This window comes from Sphingomonas sp. R1 (assembly GCF_025960285.1).
In the GTDB taxonomy this organism is placed as follows: Bacteria; Pseudomonadota; Alphaproteobacteria; order Sphingomonadales; family Sphingomonadaceae; genus Sphingomonas.
This window is the reverse complement of the sequence record NZ_CP110111.1, coordinates 2,858,499-2,876,519: the sequence shown is the minus strand read 5'-3', so window position 1 is coordinate 2,876,519 and position 18,021 is coordinate 2,858,499. Positions and strand designations below refer to the sequence as shown.

The following is an 18,021-nucleotide window of genomic DNA, read 5'->3' as shown; positions in this document are numbered from 1 at the left end:
GTTGCTTTCCTTGCTTCGTGCAGCTTTTAGAGCGCTTCGGCGCCCGAGATGATTTCCACCAGCTCGGTCGTGATCGCGGCCTGGCGGGAACGGTTATACTGGATCGTCAGACGGTTGATCAGGTCGCCGGCGTTGCGCGTGGCGTTGTCCATCGCGGTCATCGACGCGCCCTGCTCGCTGGCCTGGTTCTCCAGCAGCGCCTTGAAGATCTGCACCGTCAGGTTGCGCGGCAGCAGATCGGCGAGGATCGTCTCTTCGTCCGGCTCATATTCGACCGACGCACCCGCGCTCGCCACCGTCGTCTCCGGCACCGAGACCGGGATCAGCTGCTGCTCGGTCGGCACTTGTGCCAGCGCCGAGCGGAAGTGCGAGTAGAACAGGGTCGCCACGTCGAACTCGCCCGCGAAGAAGCGGTCGGTCACGTCCTTGGCGATCGCGCGCGCCTCGTCATAGCCCGGCGTCCGCACCGCCGTGGTGTCGAACTGGCCGACGATCATGCCGGGGAAGGTACGGGCGATCACCGCGCGGCCCTTGCGGCCGACGAGGTAGAACTTCACCGTCTTGCCCTCGGCGATCAGCGTGCGCGCCTTCAGAATCGCCGCCTTGACGATGTTGGCGTTGAACGCGCCCGACAGGCCCTTGTCGCCATTGGCGACGATGAGGAGCTGCGTGTCCGCCTTGCCGGTGCTGGCGAGGAGACGCGGTGCATTGTCGCTCGCCCCCACCTTGCTGGCGAGGCTGGCGACCACGCCCTCAAGGCGCTGGGCATAGGGACGGGCGGCTTCTGCGGCGGCTTGCGCCTTCCGCAGCTTCGCCGCCGCCACCATCTGCTTGGCCTTGGTGATCTTCTGGGTCGACTTGACCGAGGCGATCCGGCCCTTGAGTTCCTTGAGGTTGGCCATCCGGCGGCAGTCCCTTAGGCGAAGGTCTTGGTGAAGGCGTCGAGCACGCCCTTCACCTTGTCTCGCGTACCGTTCTCGAAGGCCTTGGTATCGCGAATCTCGGCGAGCACCTCGGCATGCTGCGAACGGAAGTGCGCGAGCATCGCGGCTTCGAAGCGGACCACGTCCTTGACCGCGACATTGTCGAGGTAGCCGTTGGTGCCGGCGAAGATCGAGATGGTCTGCTCTTCGAACGACAGCGGGCTGAACTGCGGCTGCTTGAGCAGCTCGGTCAGGCGCGCACCGCGGTTGAGCAGCTTCTGGGTCGAGGCGTCGAGGTCCGAACCGAACTGCGCGAACGCGGCCATTTCGCGATACTGGGCGAGCTCGAGCTTGATCGAGCCCGACACCTTCTTCATCGCCTTGGTCTGCGCCGACGAACCCACGCGCGACACCGACAGACCCACGTTGATCGCCGGACGGATGCCCTGGTAGAACAGGTTGGTCTCGAGGAAGATCTGGCCGTCGGTGATCGAGATCACGTTGGTCGGAATATAGGCCGACACGTCGCCCGCCTGGGTCTCGATGATCGGCAGTGCGGTCAGCGAGCCGTTGCCGTTGGCGTCGTTCATCTTCGCGGCGCGCTCGAGCAGGCGGCTGTGGAGATAGAACACGTCGCCCGGATAGGCTTCGCGGCCCGGCGGACGGCGGAGCAGCAGCGACATCTGACGATAGGCGACGGCCTGCTTCGAAAGATCGTCATACACGATCACGGCGTGCATGCCGTTGTCGCGGAAGAACTCGCCCATCGCGCAGCCGGTATAGGGCGCGAGGAACTGCAGCGGGGCCGGCTCAGACGCGGTCGCGGCGACGACGATCGAATATTCCATCGCGCCATTCTCTTCGAGCTGGCGGACGATCTGCGCGACGGTCGAGCGCTTCTGGCCGACGGCGACGTAGATGCAGTAGAGCTTCTTGCCTTCGTCGCCCGAGCTGTTCGGGCCCTTCTGGTTGATGAAGGTGTCGATCGCGACGGCGGTCTTGCCGGTCTGGCGATCGCCGATGATCAGCTCGCGCTGGCCACGGCCGATCGGCACGAGGGCGTCGATCGCCTTGAGGCCGGTCTGCACCGGCTCGTGCACCGACTTGCGCGGGATGATGCCCGGCGCCTTCACTTCGACGCGGCGACGCTCGGTATATTCGATCGGGCCCTTGCCATCGATCGGGTTGCCCAGGCCGTCGACGACGCGACCGAGCAGGCCCTTGCCGACGGGGACGTCCACGATCGTGCCGGTGCGCTTGACGGTGTCGCCTTCCTTGATCTCGGCGTCCGAGCCGAAGATCACGACGCCGACGTTATCGGCCTCGAGGTTGAGCGCCATGCCCTGCACGCCATTGGCGAACTCGACCATCTCGCCGGCCTGGACATTGTCCAGCCCGTGGATGCGCGCGATGCCGTCGCCGACGGACAGCACCTGGCCGATTTCCGAAACCTGCGCTTCGGTGCCGAAATTGGCGATCTGGTCCTTGATGACCTTCGAGATTTCTGCGGCGCGGATATCCATCTTCTTAGCCTTCAGCCTTTCATCGCGTGCGCGAGGGAGTTCAGTCGGGTCTTGATCGACGAATCGATCATCTGGCTGCCGATCTTCACGACCAGGCCGCCGAGCAGCGAGGGGTCCACCGACAGGTCGACCGAGACCTCGCGGCCGATACGGGTGCGGAGCTGCTGCTTGAGCGCATCGACCTGTTCGGCATCGAGCGGGTGTGCCGAGGTCACTTCCGCGGTCGTCTCGCCGCGGTGGCGGGTGGCCAGCGCGCGAAAGGTGCGGATGATCGCCGGCAGCTGTGCCAGACGGCGGTTCTCGGCGAGCACGCCGAGGAACTTGGTCGTCGTCGCATCCAGGCCCATCGCGCCCGCCGCAGCGGCCACGGCCTTGCCGGCGACCTGGCGGCCGATCAGCGGGCTGGTGGTCAGCGCCTTGAACTCGGGCGATTCGTCGAGCGCCGCCCGCACGGTCGCAAGGCTGGCTTCGACGGCCTCGATGGCCTTGGCGTCACGTGCCAGCTCGAACAGCGCGGTTGCGTAGCGTCCGCTTAGGCTGGCCTGAATACCGCCGGAATTCTCCACGCGATTCGTTTCCTCTCGGAGGGTCGGAAGTGACCCCATGCACAAAAGGGGGGCGACGCATACTGCGCCCCCGATGGGTTGCCGGGCTGCTAGCATCGCGGTTCGAGGGATGCAACCCGAGTCGCCGAAACGTCACACGCCCATTTCATCTTTGGATTTGGACGTGCTGCGACGCACCCAAGAAAAAAGGCAGGCGATGCGCTCGCCTGCCCCGAAATCATGCGGTTAGCCGCTGTCAGGCGACGCGATACGCCGCGGCGCGGCGGCGGCGGAACATGCCGCCGACCAGCGCGAAGCCACCGATCATCGTCGCCCAGCTCGCGGGCTCGGGCACCGCGGTGAGAAAGACCTGGCTCTGCTGGTCGTTCGAGAACAGCACCTGCAGCTTGTGACCGGCGATCGCCGTCCAGCCGCCGGTGGTGATCTGCGTCAGATAGTCGTTTGCCAGCGCGCGCGCGTCGTCGCTGTTGCCGCCGGTGGTGTAGAACTGGCCGCCGGTGGTGTCGTAGCTGCCGCCATGCTCCTCCAGGATCTCCCACACGGCCAGCTGGGTGGCGGCCGAGATGGTCTTCTGGGCGAGCAGGTCGGTCTCCTTGCCGAGCAGCAGGTCCGAATGGGTGAGCAGCGTCAGAAGCTGCTGCTGGCGGGTGGAGTCGCTCAGCACGGATGCTATGTCGGCGCGCTCGAAGCTGCCTTCGCCAAGGCCAGTGAAGGCGGCCACGCAATAGGTCAGGAACTCGACGGCCTTGCCATTCTCGGTGCCGGTGAAGCGGAACCGGCTCATGCCCGGATCGGTGCCACGGAACCCGGTCGGCGTGTAGACCATCAGGTCGCCCTTGAGGTAGCCCGGGTTGTCGTCGATGCCGGTAATCACCACCGTGGCTTGTGCCGCGGCAGGCGTCACGGCGCCAAGCGCCAGAGCAGCGGCCATCAGTGCAGTACGCATCGTCATCTGTTCCCACCCGTTGAGTGGAACGAGCGCTATCGCGCGCAGGAGGCGTCCGCTAGATTATTGAAATTGGTGAATGACCGGCTTTGGCACAGCCGTGCCGGGATGGGACGGACCCTTTAAATTCCTCCCCGGCACGGGGAGGGGGACCGCCGCCAAAGGCGGTGGTGGAGGGGTCGCCGCGGCACGCGGCGGTGTCCCCTGTCTCAGAACGCGAAAGACCGCGCCTTTCGGCGCGGCCCCTCCACCATGCTGCGCATGGTCCCCCTCCCCGTGCCGGGGAGGAGCTTAGTGTTCAGCGCGAGCGACCTGCGCCGCCGCCTTGGCCCTGGCCGCGATTGCCGCCGGGACGACCCTGGCCGCTGCCCGCCGGGCGTGCGTTGAACTTGCGCTTCGGCGCGCCCGGACCGCGACCGGCACCGGCGCCAGCACCGGCGTGACCGGCACCTTCCTGGCGACGCGGCTGCTCCCCGCGCGGACCTTCGGCCCGGCGCTGCTCGCCACCGCGCGGCGCATCGCTGCGCGGCCCGCCGCGACCGCCACGCGCCGGCTGGCCGTCGCCACGACGGCCCGAGGCATGCTGCATCGCGCGGCCGTTGCGGCCGTTTTGCTCGTCGCGGCTCGCCGGCATCGGCGAGCGGGTCGACTTGATCTTGTCGGCCTCGGCCATGAAGTTCTCCGGCAGCGGCTGCACGGTGAGCTTCTGGCGGGTCAGCCGCTCGATGTCCTTCAGATACGGACGCTCGTCATCGGCGCAGTAGCTGATCGCGATGCCGTCGGCGCCGGCGCGCGCGGTGCGGCCGATGCGGTGGACATATTGCTCGGGCACGTTCGGCAGCTCGAAGTTGAACACATGGCTCACCCCCGACACGTCGATGCCGCGCGCGGCGATGTCGGTCGCCACCATCAGCTTGACCTTGCCCGAGCGGAACTCGCCCAGCGCCCGCTCGCGCTGCGGCTGGCTCTTGTTGCCGTGGATCGCGTTGGCGGCGATGCCGTTGCCGGCGAGCAGCCGCACGACGCGGTCGGCACCATGCTTGGTGCGGGTGAAGATCAGCGCGCGGTCGATGTCCGGGTTGCGCAGCTGCATGGTCAGCAGCGCCTGCTTCTCGGTCTGGTTCACATAGGTGACGAACTGCTCGACGCGCTCCGCGGTGGTGGCGACCGGGGTCACCTTCACTTCCACCGGATTGTGGATGAACTGGCTGGCCAGCTCGCGGATCGTCTTGGGCATGGTCGCCGAGAAGAACAGCGACTGGCGCTTGGCCGGCAGTTCCTTCACGATGCGGCGCAGCGCGTGGATGAAGCCGAGGTCGAGCATCTGGTCGGCTTCGTCGAGCACCAGGATCTCGATCCCGAGCAGGATCATGTAGCACTGGTCGAGCAGGTCGACGAGGCGGCCCGGCGTGGCGACGAGGATGTCGACGCCGCGCGCCAGATCGGTCTTGTTCTTGTGGACCGAAGTGCCGCCGAACACGGTGGCGATGCGCAGGCCGGTGCCGCTGGCGTAGTGCTTGGCGTTGTCGGCGATCTGCGCGGCAAGCTCGCGGGTCGGCGCGAGGACGAGCATGCGGCAGCCGCGCGGCTGGGCACGCTTGCCGCTGGCGACGAGGCGATCGATCGAGGGGAGCATGAACGCGGCGGTCTTGCCGGTGCCGGTCTGGGCGATGCCGAGCAGGTCGCGCCCTTCGAGCAGCGCGGGGATCGACTGCGCCTGGATCGGCGTAGCTTCGCTATAGCCCTTCGCCGAAAGCGCAGCGAGGACGGTCTCGGAAAGGCCGAGGTCTTTGAACAACATGGAAAAACCCTTACAAATGGGCCGGCGCACGCGCATCTTCGAAGGGCGCGCGCGTAGGCGGGGTCAACAAGTGACGCCCCGCGTGATTTGGGAAGCCGGTAAGGACGAGGCAGAGCCGAGCGGCGCTTTTTCCCTGGATGGGCACGCACCGCCGATCACGCTGCATGTAAATGCCTCGTCGTGATGCGGCATATGGCAGCGATGCTGCGCCGCGTCAAGATAAGCCGCGGCGTTGGTCAGCTGTTAACTCCGATTGTTCTAGGCTTGCACCTCTGGGGCAGAGGAAAGGCGCTGGTGCTCGTCGCGAGGCTGGAAGTGTGGGGAAGCATGGACGCGCGCGGCGCGGTGCGCTTCCTCGTGCAGAGCGAAACCACGGTGCGCGGCATGGACGGGCGGCCGTTCGACGCGGTGGTCGAGAATTTCTCCCGCACCGGCTTCCTGTTCACCGCCGAGGTGGAACTGGCGCCAGGCACGCTGATCTGGATCGGCCTCTCGGGCGCGGGCGCGCGCGAAGCAAAGGTCGTGTGGCAGGAAGGCGCGCGGCACGGCTGCGAGTTCCTGATGCCGCTGGGCCGCCGCGACCTGCAGCACGCCTTCCGCAGCCGCGACGCGATCGTCGAGGATCTCGAAGCGCGACTCCGCCGCGCGAGCATGCTGCCGGATCCACCGTCCGAGCAGGACTAGCGCCACCGACCCGCCCGCGGCGCCGATCCGGCACCGACGCGGGCGGTAGGCGCCTGCTTACTTGCCCAGTTTCTCGATCTTTTCCTGCAGCCGCGCGAGTTCGGCCTTGAGTGCCGATACGTCGTCGCCGCTGCCCTCGGATGCGGCCGCTGCTGCCGGAGCGGGTCCCGCGGTCGGCGTCGGGTTCGCTGCGCCACCGGGCTGGAAGGCACTGGCCGCCGCCTCGAACATCGCCATGTTGCGCTTGGCGATCTCCGCGAAGGGCGAGTTGGCGAAGGCGCCCTCGACCGCCGACTTGAACTGCTCCTGGTTGCGGCGGAAGCTGTCCATCGACGCTTCGAGATAGCCCGGCACCATCGCCTGCATCGAATCGCCGTACAGCGCGATCAGCTGGCGCAGGAAGTTGACCGGCAGCATCGTCTGCCCGCGCGCTTCCTCTTCCATGATAATCTGGGTGAGGACGTTATGGGTGATGTCTTCCTCGGTCTTGGCATCGACCACCTTGAAGTCGCGGCCTTCGCGCGTCATCGCTGCGAGATGCTCGAGCGTGATGTAGGACGAAGTCTCGGTGTTGTAGAGCCGACGGTTCGCGTACTTCTTGATGATGACCGGACCGCTTCCGGGTGCAGCTTTCTTCATGGGGAACCCCGCGCGTGACAGATGCGCACCTAACTACAGTTTCTGACGCGCCGCAACACGGACCGCGCCCTTTGCCGCTTTTTCTTGCAATGCTGCGCAACGAAACGGCAGCATCGCCGGAAAAACGGGCAGCGGCACTGGCGGGATTGGCCGCCTATCAGCGTGCGCCGCGCCCTGCCCCGCGCCCGGAAAAGCCGATCGTCGCCCGCGCCGGCCGCGCGATGCTGCGCGATTATGGCGGGCATGGGCAGCCGGTGGTGTTCGTCCCGTCGCTGATCAATCCGCCACTCGTACTGGATCTCGCGCGCGGCAATTCGCTGCTGCGCTGGCTGTCGCGCCAGGGCGTGCGGCCGCTGCTGGTCGACTGGGGGACCCCGACGCCGGAGGATGCCGCGCTGGATGTGAACGGCCATGTCGAGCACCTCCTGCTCCCGCTGCTGCGCCAGATCCGCCGCCCGCCGGTACTCGCCGGATATTGCCTGGGCGGACCGATGGCGATCGCGGCGGCGCAGGCGAGCGACGTCGCCGGCCTGGTGACGATCGCCGCGCCCTGGCACTTCGGCGGATATGGCGCGGCGCTGGAAGGCTTCGCAGCACTTTGGGATCAGGCCTATCCCACCTGCGAACGTTTGGGCCTGGTGCCGATGGAGGTGCTGCAGGCCGGCTTCTGGCAGCTCGACCCGCGCCGCACGATCCTCAAATATGAGCGCTTCGGCCGCCTCGGACCCCGGGATCCGGAGGCCCGGGCGTTCATCGCGCTGGAAGACTGGGCCAATGCCGGGGCCCCCCTCCCCTTTGCCGCGGGCCGCCAGCTGTTCGACGATTTCCTGTCGGCCGATCTGCCGGGACGCGGGCGGTGGCAGGTCGCAGGACGTACCGCGCGGCCCGAGACGCTCGATCTGCCGATGCTTTCGCTCGTCTCCACCACCGATCGCATCGTTCCCGCCGCCAGCGCGGCGCGGCTGGGCGAGGTGCGCGAGATGGCGCTCGGCCATGTCGGCATGATCGTCGGCGGCCGCGCGCGCAAGGCGGTGTGGGAGCCGCTTGCCCACTGGCTAAGCACGCTGCGCCGCACTAGATAGCCGCCAAACACACCCAGGAGACCAGCATGACCGACGTCGTGATCACCGCCGCCAAGCGTACCCCGGTGGGCAGCTTTCTCGGTGCCTTCGCCGCAACGCCCGCGCACGAGCTTGGCCGCATTGCGATCGAAGCAGCGCTCGCCGATGCAGGCGTGAAGGGCGAGGAGGTCTCCGAAGTCATTCTCGGCCAGGTGCTCACCGCCGCGCAGGGGCAGAACCCCGCCCGTCAGGCATCGATGAACGCCGGCGTGCCCAAGGAAGTGCCGGCGTGGAGCGTGCAGCAGGTCTGCGGCTCGGGCCTGCGCGCGGTGGCGCTGGGCTTCCAGTCGATCCGCAACGGCGACGCGACGATCATCGTCGCGGGCGGCCAGGAATCGATGTCGATGAGCCCGCACGCCCAGTCGCTGCGTCCCGGCACCAAGATGGGCGACCTGAGCCTCGTCGACACGATGATCAAGGACGGCCTGACCGACGTGTTCAACGGCTATCACATGGGCATCACCGCCGAGAACCTTGCCGAGCAGTATCAGGTGACGCGCGGCGAGCAGGACGAATTCGCGGTCCGCTCGCAGAACCTGGCCGAGAAGGCGCGCGCCGATGGCCGCTTCAAGGACGAGATCGCACCCGTGACGATCAAGACCCGCAAGGGTGAGACGGTGGTCGCCGACGACGAATATATCCGCGCAGGTGCAACCGTGGACGGCGTCGCCGGCCTGCGCCCGGCCTTCAAGAAGGACGGTACCGTCACCGCCGCCAACGCCTCGGGCCTCAACGACGGCGCCGCCGCGCTGGTGCTGATGAGCCGCGAGGAGGCCGAGAAGCGCGGCGCGCCGATCCTCGCCACGATCAAGAGCTGGGCGAGCACCGGCGTCGATCCCGCCGTCATGGGCATCGGCCCGGTCACCGCGAGCCGCAAGGCACTGGAAAAGGCCGGCTGGACGGTCGGCGAGCTCGACCTGATCGAGGCGAACGAGGCGTTCGCGGCGCAGGCGCTGTCGGTCGGCAAGGAACTTGGCTGGGATGCCGACAAGGTCAACGTGAACGGCGGCGCGATCGCCATCGGCCACCCGATCGGCGCCTCGGGCGCGCGCATCCTGACCACGCTGGTCCACGAGATGAACAAGCGCGACGCGAAGAAGGGCCTGGCCACGCTGTGCATCGGCGGCGGCATGGGCATCGCGCTCTGCGTCGAGCGGGACTGATCTGGCGCGGACCCATCCTCGATTCCGACAAATCCACCGGGGCGGCTCGCACATTGCGGGCCGCCTTTCTTGTATGATCAAGGGGCAGCGTGACGCAGGAGGCGCAACCATCGAACCGTCCTGATGGTTGAAATTGTTACAATATTGCAGCAGCTGTGACTGAAATGCCACAAGGCGGAAATGGATGGCCTAATTTGTTGCATTCACGTTGCGCATCAGTGTGAACGATGCATGAATTGTCACTCAGGGCATGCAACCCAAAGGGGCAATTAACGTGAGAATGTCTAATTTGTTGAGCGCCACCGCGCTCGCCGGTGCGCTGCTGTTCGCACCCTCCGCCGCCTTCGCGCAGACCGATTCGTCGGCACCGAAGAAGGAAAAGCAGGAAGCCACCGCCGCGGAGTCCGGCGAGCAGACGGATACCATCACCGTCGTCGGCTCGCGTATCCGCCGCACCCAGTTCAACCTCGCCGACTCGATCCAGGTGATCACCCGCGACGAATCCACGCAGGCGGGCTTCTCGTCGACCGCGGGCGTTCTGCAGAGCACCCAGATCACCGGCGGTACGTCGCAGATCAACAATTCCTACGGCGGCTTCGTCACCGCCGGCGGACCCGGCGCGAACACGCTGTCGCTGCGCGGGCTCGGCACGACGCGGTCGCTGATCCTGCTGAACGGCCGTCGCGTCTCGCCGTCGGGCACGCGCGGCCAGGTCGGCGCGGTCGACCTCAACACGCTGCCGAACATCGCCGTTGAGCGGATCGAAGTGCTGAACTCGGGCGCCTCGTCGATCTACGGTTCCGACGCGGTCACCGGCGTCGTCAATCTTCTCACCCGGTCCAAGGTCCGCGGCTTCGAACTGGAAGGCCAGATCAACGCGCCGCAGCTCGGTGGCGGCTATGAGAAGCGCGTGTCGGCCATCTTCGGCGCGGGCACCGATCGCTTCGACTTCATGGCGTCGCTTGAATATTACAAGCGCGACGAAGTGCAGCTGGGCCAGCGCAGCTGGGCAACGTGCCAGCTCGACAACCGCAAGCTCGCCGGGGGCGAGATCAACGGCGCCGGCTCGGCCACCTCGCTCGATCCCTATACCGGCCAGCCCAAGTGCTACCCGACCGGCCTCACCGGCCAGGGCGGCGTGACGATCAACACGCTGGGTACCCGCAACTATACCGGCTCGACCGTCGCCAAGGGCCCGGGCGTCGCAAGCAACTACACCGGCACCTGCAACCGCTTCCGTCCGAACGCATCCGTCACCACCGGCGCGCTGCCCGGCTATGAGTGCGTCGGCGGCGGCACGCTGAGCCTTGCCACCCGCGACACCTTCCCGCAGTCGCTGCTGTCGACCTCGCTGGTCTCGCCGGCCGAGATCTACAATGGCTATGCGCAGGGCAGCTACAAGCTCGAGGCACTCGGCGATGCCGAGCTCTATGCCGAACTGATCGTCAGCCGCCGCAAGTCGTCGCAGACCGGCAGCCGCCAGCTCGTCATCGATTATGCGCAGGGCTCGCTGCTGCTGCCGACGCTGTTCCGCAACGACACCTTCCTTGCGGCGCAGGCGGGCGGCATCACCGGCACCACGCCGATCGCGGCGCGCGTGTTCGCCGACTACGGCACCTACGGCAACCGCCAGACCTCTGACTATGCCCGCGCCGCAGCCGGCATCCGCGGCAACCTGTTCGGCGGCTGGCGCTATGACGCGTCGGTTTCGAAGAGCTGGTCCGACGGCACTTACACCTCGGATCTGGTGCTGACGTCGCGTCTCGCCCAGTCGCTGGATGTGGTGCAGAATTCCAACGGCACCTTCTCCTGCCGCAACACGCTCGGCAACTGCGTCGCCGCACCGGCGCTTTCGGCAGCCGTGATCGGCGGCCAGTTCCCGGCGGACTGGAAGAACTGGATCACGACCGGCGTCACCGGCGTGACCAAGTATCGCGAGACGATCTTCAACCTGTCGCTCGACGGTCCGCTGTTCCAGCTCCCGGGTGGCGCTGCGCAGGCCGCGATCGGTGTCGAGCGTCGGACGATGAGCATCGACGACACCCCGTCGACCGAGAGCATCAACAACAACCTGTACAACTTCACCGCCTCGTCGATCACGCGCGGCAGCGATGCCGTGAGCGAAGCCTTTGGCGAGCTCGAACTGCCGGTGTTCAAGAACACGCCGTTCTTCCACACCCTCACGTTCAACGCCTCGGGCCGCTACACCAACTATCGCTCCTATGGCAGCGAATGGACCTACAAGGTGGGCGGCATCTGGGAGCCGGTGAAGTTCCTCGGCGTGCGCGGCAGCTACAACACCTCGTACCGCGCGCCTGCGCTGTTCGAGCAGTTCCTGGGCGCGACCAGCGGCTTCCTGTCGAACCAGAGCGACCCCTGCAACAACTGGGGTTCGCTGGATCCGACCTCGCCGCGCGCCAAGAACTGCGCGTCGCTGGGCATTCCATCGGACTTCCAGGCGACCACCAGCATCACCTCCAACCAGGTGGGCGGCGCGTCGTCGGGCCTGAAGGCGGAAACCTCCAAGTCGTGGACGGCAGGCGTGATCCTGCAGCCGGACTTCGGCAGCGCGGGCAAGCTTCAGGTCTCGGCGGACTATTTCAACCTGAAGATCGACAACGGCATCTCGCAGCTCGGCGCCGCAACCGTGCTGTCGCAGTGCTATGACCGTCCGGACTTCCCGAACTTCAGCCTCTGCAACCTGATCCGTCGCAACACCAGCGCACCGTACGGCCTCACCGTGACCTCGGGCTACGTCAACATCTCGACGACCAAGGCTTCGGGCTGGGACTTCGCGGTTCGCTATCAGGTGCCGGTGTTCACCGGCCAGCTCCGCCTGAACGCGGCGCTGACCAAGTACAACAACCGCTACTCGCAGACGCTGCCGACCGACGCGATCTTCGACAACATCGGAAGCCTGAACAACCCGGACTGGACCGGTACGTTCGAGGGCTTCTACAACATCAACCGCCTGCGCTTCCGCTACGGCGTCGAGTGGATCAACAAGGTCTATTCGTCGGCTGCCTATGCGGGCCTGTCGGATGCGGCACGCCAGACCTACGTTCTCGAGGCGCCGAACTACTTCCTGCACTCGGCATCGACGCAGTTCGCGCTCGAGAAGTTCTCGCTGACCGTGGGCGTTCGGAACCTGTTCAACACCACGCCGCCGTACATCTCGTCGGGCGTGTACAACCGCATCGGCAACGTGCCGCTGTACAGCGGGTATGACTATAACGGCCGTACCTTCTTCGTGAGCACCGGCATCAAGTTCTGATCCGGCCGCACGGCAATCTGAGAGGGCCGCTCCGCAAGGGGCGGCCCTTTTCTTATGCCCAGACGCGATCGAACCGCGCGCCCAGCCCGGTGAGCAGCTCATATTGCGACAGGCCGCTCAGCGCCGCCGTCTCCGGCAGGTCATAGGCCATCTTTACCCAGTCGCCCTCGGCGAGATCGGGCGCGGCATCGATGCAGAGCGCGGTGAGGTCCATCGAGACGCGGCCCACCACCGGCAGCACGGCATCGCCCGCCAGCGCCCGTCCCCGGTTCGAGAAGCAGCGCAGATAGCCATCGGCATAGCCGAGGTTGAGGATTGCCACCGCCATGTCGTGCGGCGCGGCATAAGTGGCGTTGTAGCCGATCGTCTCGCCCGCCCGCACCCGGCGGCGCTGGAGGATCTGCGCCTCGGGGGTGACCACCTGCGCGATGCCGCCATGCGCGCCGCGCTGGCGGCCGCCATAGAGCGCGATGCCCGGGCGGGTGAGATCGAAGTGGAAATCCGCGCCCAGCGCGATGCCGCTGCTGTTCGCCAGGCTCATCCGCCGCGCCGTCGTCCGTCCGGCAAGCGCGGCGAAGGCGTCGCGCTGGCGTGCGTTGAGGGCGACGTCCTCGTCGGCCGCGACCAGGTGGCTCATCAGCGTCTCGATCGCGAGACCGTCGAGCAGCCCGTCGGCCACGTCGGTCGGGGAGACGCCCAGACGATTCATGCCGGTATCGACCATCACGTCGCAGGCGCCGCCGCCGGCCCCGCGCCAGCGCACGACCTGCTCCGCGCTCGCCAGCACCGGGCGGGCGCTGGCGGGGCGGTCGGCCAGATCCTCGGCGCGCAGGCCGTGCAGGACCGATATCGATACGCCGAGATCGGCGATGGCCCGTGCCTCGGCCCAGGTGGCGACGAAGAAATCGCGGCAGCCCGCCGCCGCCAGCCGCTCGACCACGCCGCGCGCGCCCAGGCCGTAGCCATTGGCCTTCACCGCAGCGCCGCACGCCGCCGCGCCGCTCAGCCGCGCCAGCAGCGTCCAGTTGGCGACAAGGGCAGCGGCATCGAGGCGGAGGCGAAGGGGCGCGGTGGTCATGCCCCCGCGGTTAGCGCGCGCGGTCGCGCAGCGCCACCGTCTCGCGCAGGCCCAGCATCGTCACTAGCAGCGCCATGGCCACCACCGCGAAGGTGTACCACAGCCCGGCATAGGGATTGCCGGTCCGCGCGACGATGTACTGGCTGATGAACGGCAGGAAGCCGCCGAAATAGCCGGTGCCGATGTGATAGGGGATCGACATCGACGAATAGCGGATGCGGCTGGGGAACATCTCGCTCAGCAGCGCCGCGACCGGTCCGTAGGTGGCACCGCACAGCGCCATCAGCACCGTCATCGCCACCAGGATCATCGCGATGTCGATCGGCTCGGGCACGATCCGGTCGAAGCGATACCCCGCATCCTTCAGCGCGGCCTCCACCGCCGCCGGCTCGCTCTGCGGCACCACCTGCCCGCCGATCGTCACCACGACGCTGGGCGCCTTCTCCGTCGCATATTGGACGCCGAGCTTGGAGAGATGATCGAGGATGCGGCCGCATTCGTCGCGCTGGTCGCTGGCGAAGGGATCGTACCGGCAGTGCGGGCCGGAGACGACCACCGGCTGGCGGATCGCCGCCTTGGCAAGGCCCGGATTGGCGGCGCTGCCGATCACGTAGAAGCAGGGAAACAGCAGCACCAGCGCCAGTGCATAGCCGATCACGATCGGCGGCTTGCGGCCCACCTTGTCCGACATGCGGCCGAACAGGATGAAGAAGCCGGTGCCGATCACCGCGCCCGCGCCGGTGATCAGCTGCGCCGCGGTCTGGTCCAGCCGCATCGGGCCCGAGAGGAACGAAAGCACCGAGAACATCGCGGTGTACCACACCACCGTGAGCCCCGCGGCGATGCCGAACAGCGCGACGAACAGGCGCTTCTTGTTGCCCGGATAGGTGAAGCTTTCGAGGAACGGATTGCCGGCGGTCTCGCCGGCCTCCTTCATCGCCTTGAACACGGGGCTTTCGGAAAGCTTGAGCCGCATCCACAGCGAGATGGCGAGCAGCACCAGCGAGAACAGGAAGGGCAGCCGCCAGCCCCATATGTTCCACACACTTGCAAAGCCCAGCTTGAACAGCAGCACCACGGCAAGGCTGAGAATGAAGCCGCCGACCACGCTCGCCTGGATGAAGCTGGTATGGAAACCGGCACGACCCGGCGGCGAATGCTCGGCGACATAGATCGCCGCGCCGCCATATTCGCCGCCCAGCGCCAGCCCCTGCGCCACCCGCAGCAGCAGGATGAGCACCGGTGCCGCCGTCCCGATCGCGGCATAGCCCGGGATCAGGCCGATGCCCGCGGTCGCCAGGCCCATCACGGCGATGGTGACGAGGAAGGTGTATTTGCGCCCCATCCGGTCGCCCAGATATCCGAACAGCACCGCGCCCAATGGCCTGAAGCCGAAGCCGACCGCGAAGGTTGCCCAGGAGAGCAGCGTCGCCAGCGTCTCGTTGCCGGAAGGGAAGAAGGTGCGGCCGAGGATGCCGGTGGCGGTCAGCGTGCCCCAGATGAAGAAGTCGTACCATTCGAAGATCGTGCCCAGCGACGATGCGCCGATCACCATCCGCATCTCCGCCGCGCTGGGTTCGCGCACCGCTTCGCTCATCCGTTTCGTCTCCCCTTGTGCGGCCGGTTCTACAGGATTTGGCGAAGCGGTCGAGCGGCTGCGGGAAGGTTCAGCTGCGGCGCCCCAGCGTCTTGAACATCAGGGTGATGCGCGCGGCATCGGGTGCCCCGCCATAGATCGGGCGGGCGGCATGGGGGATGGTGCCGGGAAAGATCACCAGCCGGTCGGGCTTGGGCACCACCGCCTTCAGCACTTCGCTGCCGGCGCGGTTGAAGAACAGCGTCTCGCCGCCATGGTCGGCATTCCACGCGGCCTGGGGATAGTAGATCGCGGTGAGGTGCTCCTTGCAGTCCGAATCGAGGTGCACGCCGCCGCCGATGCCCATCGGCATGCGGTTGGCGTAGCAGCGCGAAAGCTGCTGGCCACGCAGCGGCTTGCGCAGCAGATCGGTCCAGACCGCCGCGATCGGGGGCGCCATCATCGCCAGTTCGGCGGCGATCGCGGCCGGGTCGCGGGCCTCGTGCGCGCTTTGCTGATAGCCGGCGAAATGCTTGTAGAAATAGCGCGGCGCATCGGGCGCGGCGGAGGAATAGGCGCCGTGGGTCCAGCCCGGCTGGTCCAGATAGTCCCAGATCCGCTCGCGTCGCTCCTCGCCCAGGAAATGGTCGACAATGAGGATGTTGGTCAACGCGCAGATCCTTGCAACTCGCCCCGGCAGGGCGACCACGGACCTACGCCGATAAGGTTAAGCGGCGGTTAGGCGCCACGGCACCAGCCGGCATCGCCGACGACCCGCGCATGGGCTGTCGCCGCTCCGCCGCTCCGCGGCGAGGATCTTCGGGACCTATCCGCCAAGGCCTTCCAGCGCCTCGCTGGCTTCCATCCAGGTCAGCTCGGCCTTTTCGATCAGCGCACTCACCTCCGCCCGGCGCTTCATCAGATCGGTCATGGTCAGCTTGGTGAGCGCCGCGTCCGCATGGGCCGGATCGAACATCGCCTTTTCCAGCGCCGACAGCTGCGCCTGCAGCCGGGCGAGTTCGGTCTCGGCCGCCTTGGCCGCCTTGCGCAGCGCGGTACCCTTTTCGCGCGCTTCGGCGGCGGCGCGGCGGGCTTCCTTGCGATCGGCCTTGGAGGCACCGCCCTTGCCGCCGCTCGAATCCTTGGAGAGCACGAAGGCGATGTAATCATCGAGGCTGCCGTCGAACTCGCGCGCGGTGCCCTGGTCGACCAGCACCAGCCGGTCGGCGGTCATCTCGAGCATGTGGCGATCGTGGCTGACCACGACGACGGTACCGGTATAGCCGTTGAGTGCCTGGATCAGCGCCTCGCGCGCATCGACGTCCAGGTGGTTGGTCGGCTCGTCGAGGATGAGGAGGTGCGGCGCGTCGCGGGTGATCAGCGCCAGCGCCAGGCGCGCGCGCTCGCCGCCCGAAAGCTTGCCGACCTTGGTCGTCGCCTTGTCGCCGGAGAAGCCGAAGCGACCGAGTTGGGCACGCACCGCGCCGGGGCTGGCGCCGCCCATGTTGCGCGTCATGTGCTGCAGCGGCGTATCGTCGCGGTCGAGCTCCTCCACCTGATACTGGGTGAAATAGCCGACCTTCATCTTGCCGCTGGAATTGATCCCGCCGTCCATCGGCGTCAGCTGCGCGGCGAGCAGCCGGGCGAGCGTGGTCTTGCCGTTGCCGTTGCGGCCGAGCAGCGCGATGCGATCGTCGGGATCGATGCGCAGGTTGAGCCGCTGAAGGATCGGCGTGTCGCCATAGCCGACGCTGGCCATGTCGAGCGTGATCAGCGGCGGGCGCAGCTCGTCCGGATTGGGGAAGTCGAAGCTGAGCGAGGGATCGTCGACCAGCTCGGCGATTGGCTGCATGCGGGCCAGCGCCTTTTGCCGGCTCTGCGCCTGCTTGGCGGTGGAGGCACGCGCCGAGTTGCGGGCGATATAGTCCTGCAGCTTCTCGCGCTCGGCCTGCTGCTTGGAGCGCGCGGCGGCGAGCTGGGCCTGGCGCTCGGCGCGCTGGCGCTCGAAGGCGTCATAACCGCCCGGATAGAGCGTCAGCTTGCCCCGCTCGAGGTGCAGGATGTGATCGACGACGTTGTTGAGGAAGTCGCGCTCGTGGCTGACCAGCACGATCGTCGCGGGATAGGACTTCAGGAAGTCCTCCAGCCACAGCACCGCTTCGAGGTCGAGGTGGTTCGAGGGTTCGTCGAGCAGCAGCAGGTCGGGCTGCGAGAAGAGCAGGCTGGCCAGCGCCACGCGCATCCGCCAGCCACCCGAGAAGCTCTCGAGTTCGCGATGCTGCATTTCCTCGTCGAAGCCGAGGCCGACCAGGATGCGCGCGGCGCGCGATGGCGCGGCATGCGCGTCGATGGCGATCAGCCGCTCATGGATCTCGCCGATGCGATCGGGATCGTGGCTGGTCTCGCTCTCTTCCAGCAGCGCGGCGCGCTCGATGTCGGCGGCGAGCACCGTCTCGAACGGCGTCGCGGAGCCGCCGGGGGCTTCCTGCGCGATATAGCCGAGCTTGGCGCCGCGCGGCATGTCGACGCTGCCGCCATCGGGTTCGAGCTGGCTGGCGATCACCTTCACCAGCGTCGACTTGCCGGCGCCGTTGCGGCCGATGAGGCCGATGCGGCCGCGCGGCGGCAGCTTGGCGGTGGCGGCGTCGATAATCGTGCGCCCGCCCAGGCGCACCGTGATGTCGGTCAGGTTGAGCATGATCGGGCAGCGCCTAGCCGATGCGGAGC

Annotated in this window: 14 protein-coding genes; 4 read left to right on the top strand and 10 right to left on the bottom strand. The window is 67.2% G+C overall.

From position 1 onward, the window contains the following. Nucleotides 1–26 precede the first annotated feature (26 nt). The 5 genes from OIM94_RS13760 to OIM94_RS13740 form a co-directional block, all read right to left on the bottom strand. Nucleotides 27–902: a F0F1 ATP synthase subunit gamma gene (locus tag OIM94_RS13760; RefSeq protein WP_126000590.1), complete on the bottom strand. Its 876-nt coding sequence runs from the start codon at nt 900–902 to the stop codon at nt 27–29. Between the two features lie 14 nt (nt 903–916). Next, a complete protein-coding gene (atpA, locus tag OIM94_RS13755; protein ID WP_141988118.1) occupies nt 917–2,446 on the bottom strand; it encodes a F0F1 ATP synthase subunit alpha in 1,530 nt (509 codons plus the stop codon). 11 nt (nt 2,447–2,457) lie between these two features. Then, nucleotides 2,458–3,012, bottom strand: coding sequence for a F0F1 ATP synthase subunit delta (locus OIM94_RS13750; RefSeq protein WP_264607273.1), 555 nt, complete (start codon nt 3,010–3,012; stop codon nt 2,458–2,460). A 235-nt stretch (nt 3,013–3,247) separates the two neighbouring features. After that, a complete protein-coding gene (locus OIM94_RS13745; RefSeq protein ID WP_264607272.1) occupies nt 3,248–3,964 on the bottom strand; it encodes a PEPxxWA-CTERM sorting domain-containing protein in 717 nt (238 codons plus the stop codon). A gap of 292 nt (nt 3,965–4,256) precedes the next feature. Continuing rightward, entirely contained in the window at nt 4,257–5,759 is a 1,503-nt protein-coding gene (locus OIM94_RS13740) for a DEAD/DEAH box helicase (protein WP_264607271.1), read from the bottom strand. A 294-nt stretch (nt 5,760–6,053) separates the two neighbouring features. Here OIM94_RS13740 and OIM94_RS13735 point away from each other — a divergent pair, with 294 nt between their 5' ends. Further along, entirely contained in the window at nt 6,054–6,443 is a 390-nt protein-coding gene (locus OIM94_RS13735) for a PilZ domain-containing protein (protein ID WP_264607270.1), read from the top strand. Nucleotides 6,444–6,500: 57 nt separating this feature from the next. Here the strand turns inward: OIM94_RS13735 and phaR are convergent, their stop codons facing one another. After that, the gene (gene phaR / locus OIM94_RS13730; protein ID WP_264607269.1) at nt 6,501–7,082 is read right to left on the bottom strand and encodes a polyhydroxyalkanoate synthesis repressor PhaR; all 582 of its coding nucleotides are present in this window, start codon (nt 7,080–7,082) and stop codon (nt 6,501–6,503) included. Between the two features lie 89 nt (nt 7,083–7,171). Here phaR and OIM94_RS13725 point away from each other — a divergent pair, with 89 nt between their 5' ends. The 3 genes from OIM94_RS13725 (at nt 7,172) to OIM94_RS13715 (ending at nt 12,640) form a co-directional block, all read left to right on the top strand. Next, the gene (locus OIM94_RS13725) at nt 7,172–8,164 is read left to right on the top strand and encodes an alpha/beta fold hydrolase (RefSeq protein ID WP_264607268.1); all 993 of its coding nucleotides are present in this window, start codon (nt 7,172–7,174) and stop codon (nt 8,162–8,164) included. Between the two features lie 26 nt (nt 8,165–8,190). Beyond that, nucleotides 8,191–9,366, top strand: coding sequence for an acetyl-CoA C-acetyltransferase (locus OIM94_RS13720; RefSeq protein ID WP_264607267.1), 1,176 nt, complete (start codon nt 8,191–8,193; stop codon nt 9,364–9,366). Nucleotides 9,367–9,646: 280 nt separating this feature from the next. Beyond that, entirely contained in the window at nt 9,647–12,640 is a 2,994-nt protein-coding gene (locus tag OIM94_RS13715; protein WP_264607266.1) for a TonB-dependent receptor plug domain-containing protein, read from the top strand. Nucleotides 12,641–12,692: 52 nt separating this feature from the next. Here OIM94_RS13715 and OIM94_RS13710 read toward each other — a convergent pair whose 3' ends face one another. From OIM94_RS13710 to OIM94_RS13695, 4 genes are all read right to left on the bottom strand, one after another. Next, nucleotides 12,693–13,718, bottom strand: a complete 1,026-nt coding sequence (locus tag OIM94_RS13710; RefSeq protein ID WP_264607265.1) for an alanine racemase — start codon at nt 13,716–13,718, stop codon at nt 12,693–12,695. 10 nt (nt 13,719–13,728) lie between these two features. Further along, complete coding sequence (locus tag OIM94_RS13705; RefSeq protein WP_264607264.1) at nt 13,729–15,315, bottom strand: MFS transporter; 1,587 nt, start codon at nt 15,313–15,315, stop codon at nt 13,729–13,731. 70 nt (nt 15,316–15,385) lie between these two features. After that, the gene (locus OIM94_RS13700; protein WP_264607263.1) at nt 15,386–15,964 is read right to left on the bottom strand and encodes a 2OG-Fe(II) oxygenase; all 579 of its coding nucleotides are present in this window, start codon (nt 15,962–15,964) and stop codon (nt 15,386–15,388) included. A gap of 156 nt (nt 15,965–16,120) precedes the next feature. Next, complete coding sequence (locus OIM94_RS13695) at nt 16,121–17,992, bottom strand: ABC-F family ATP-binding cassette domain-containing protein (protein WP_264607262.1); 1,872 nt, start codon at nt 17,990–17,992, stop codon at nt 16,121–16,123. Nucleotides 17,993–18,021 lie beyond the last annotated feature (29 nt).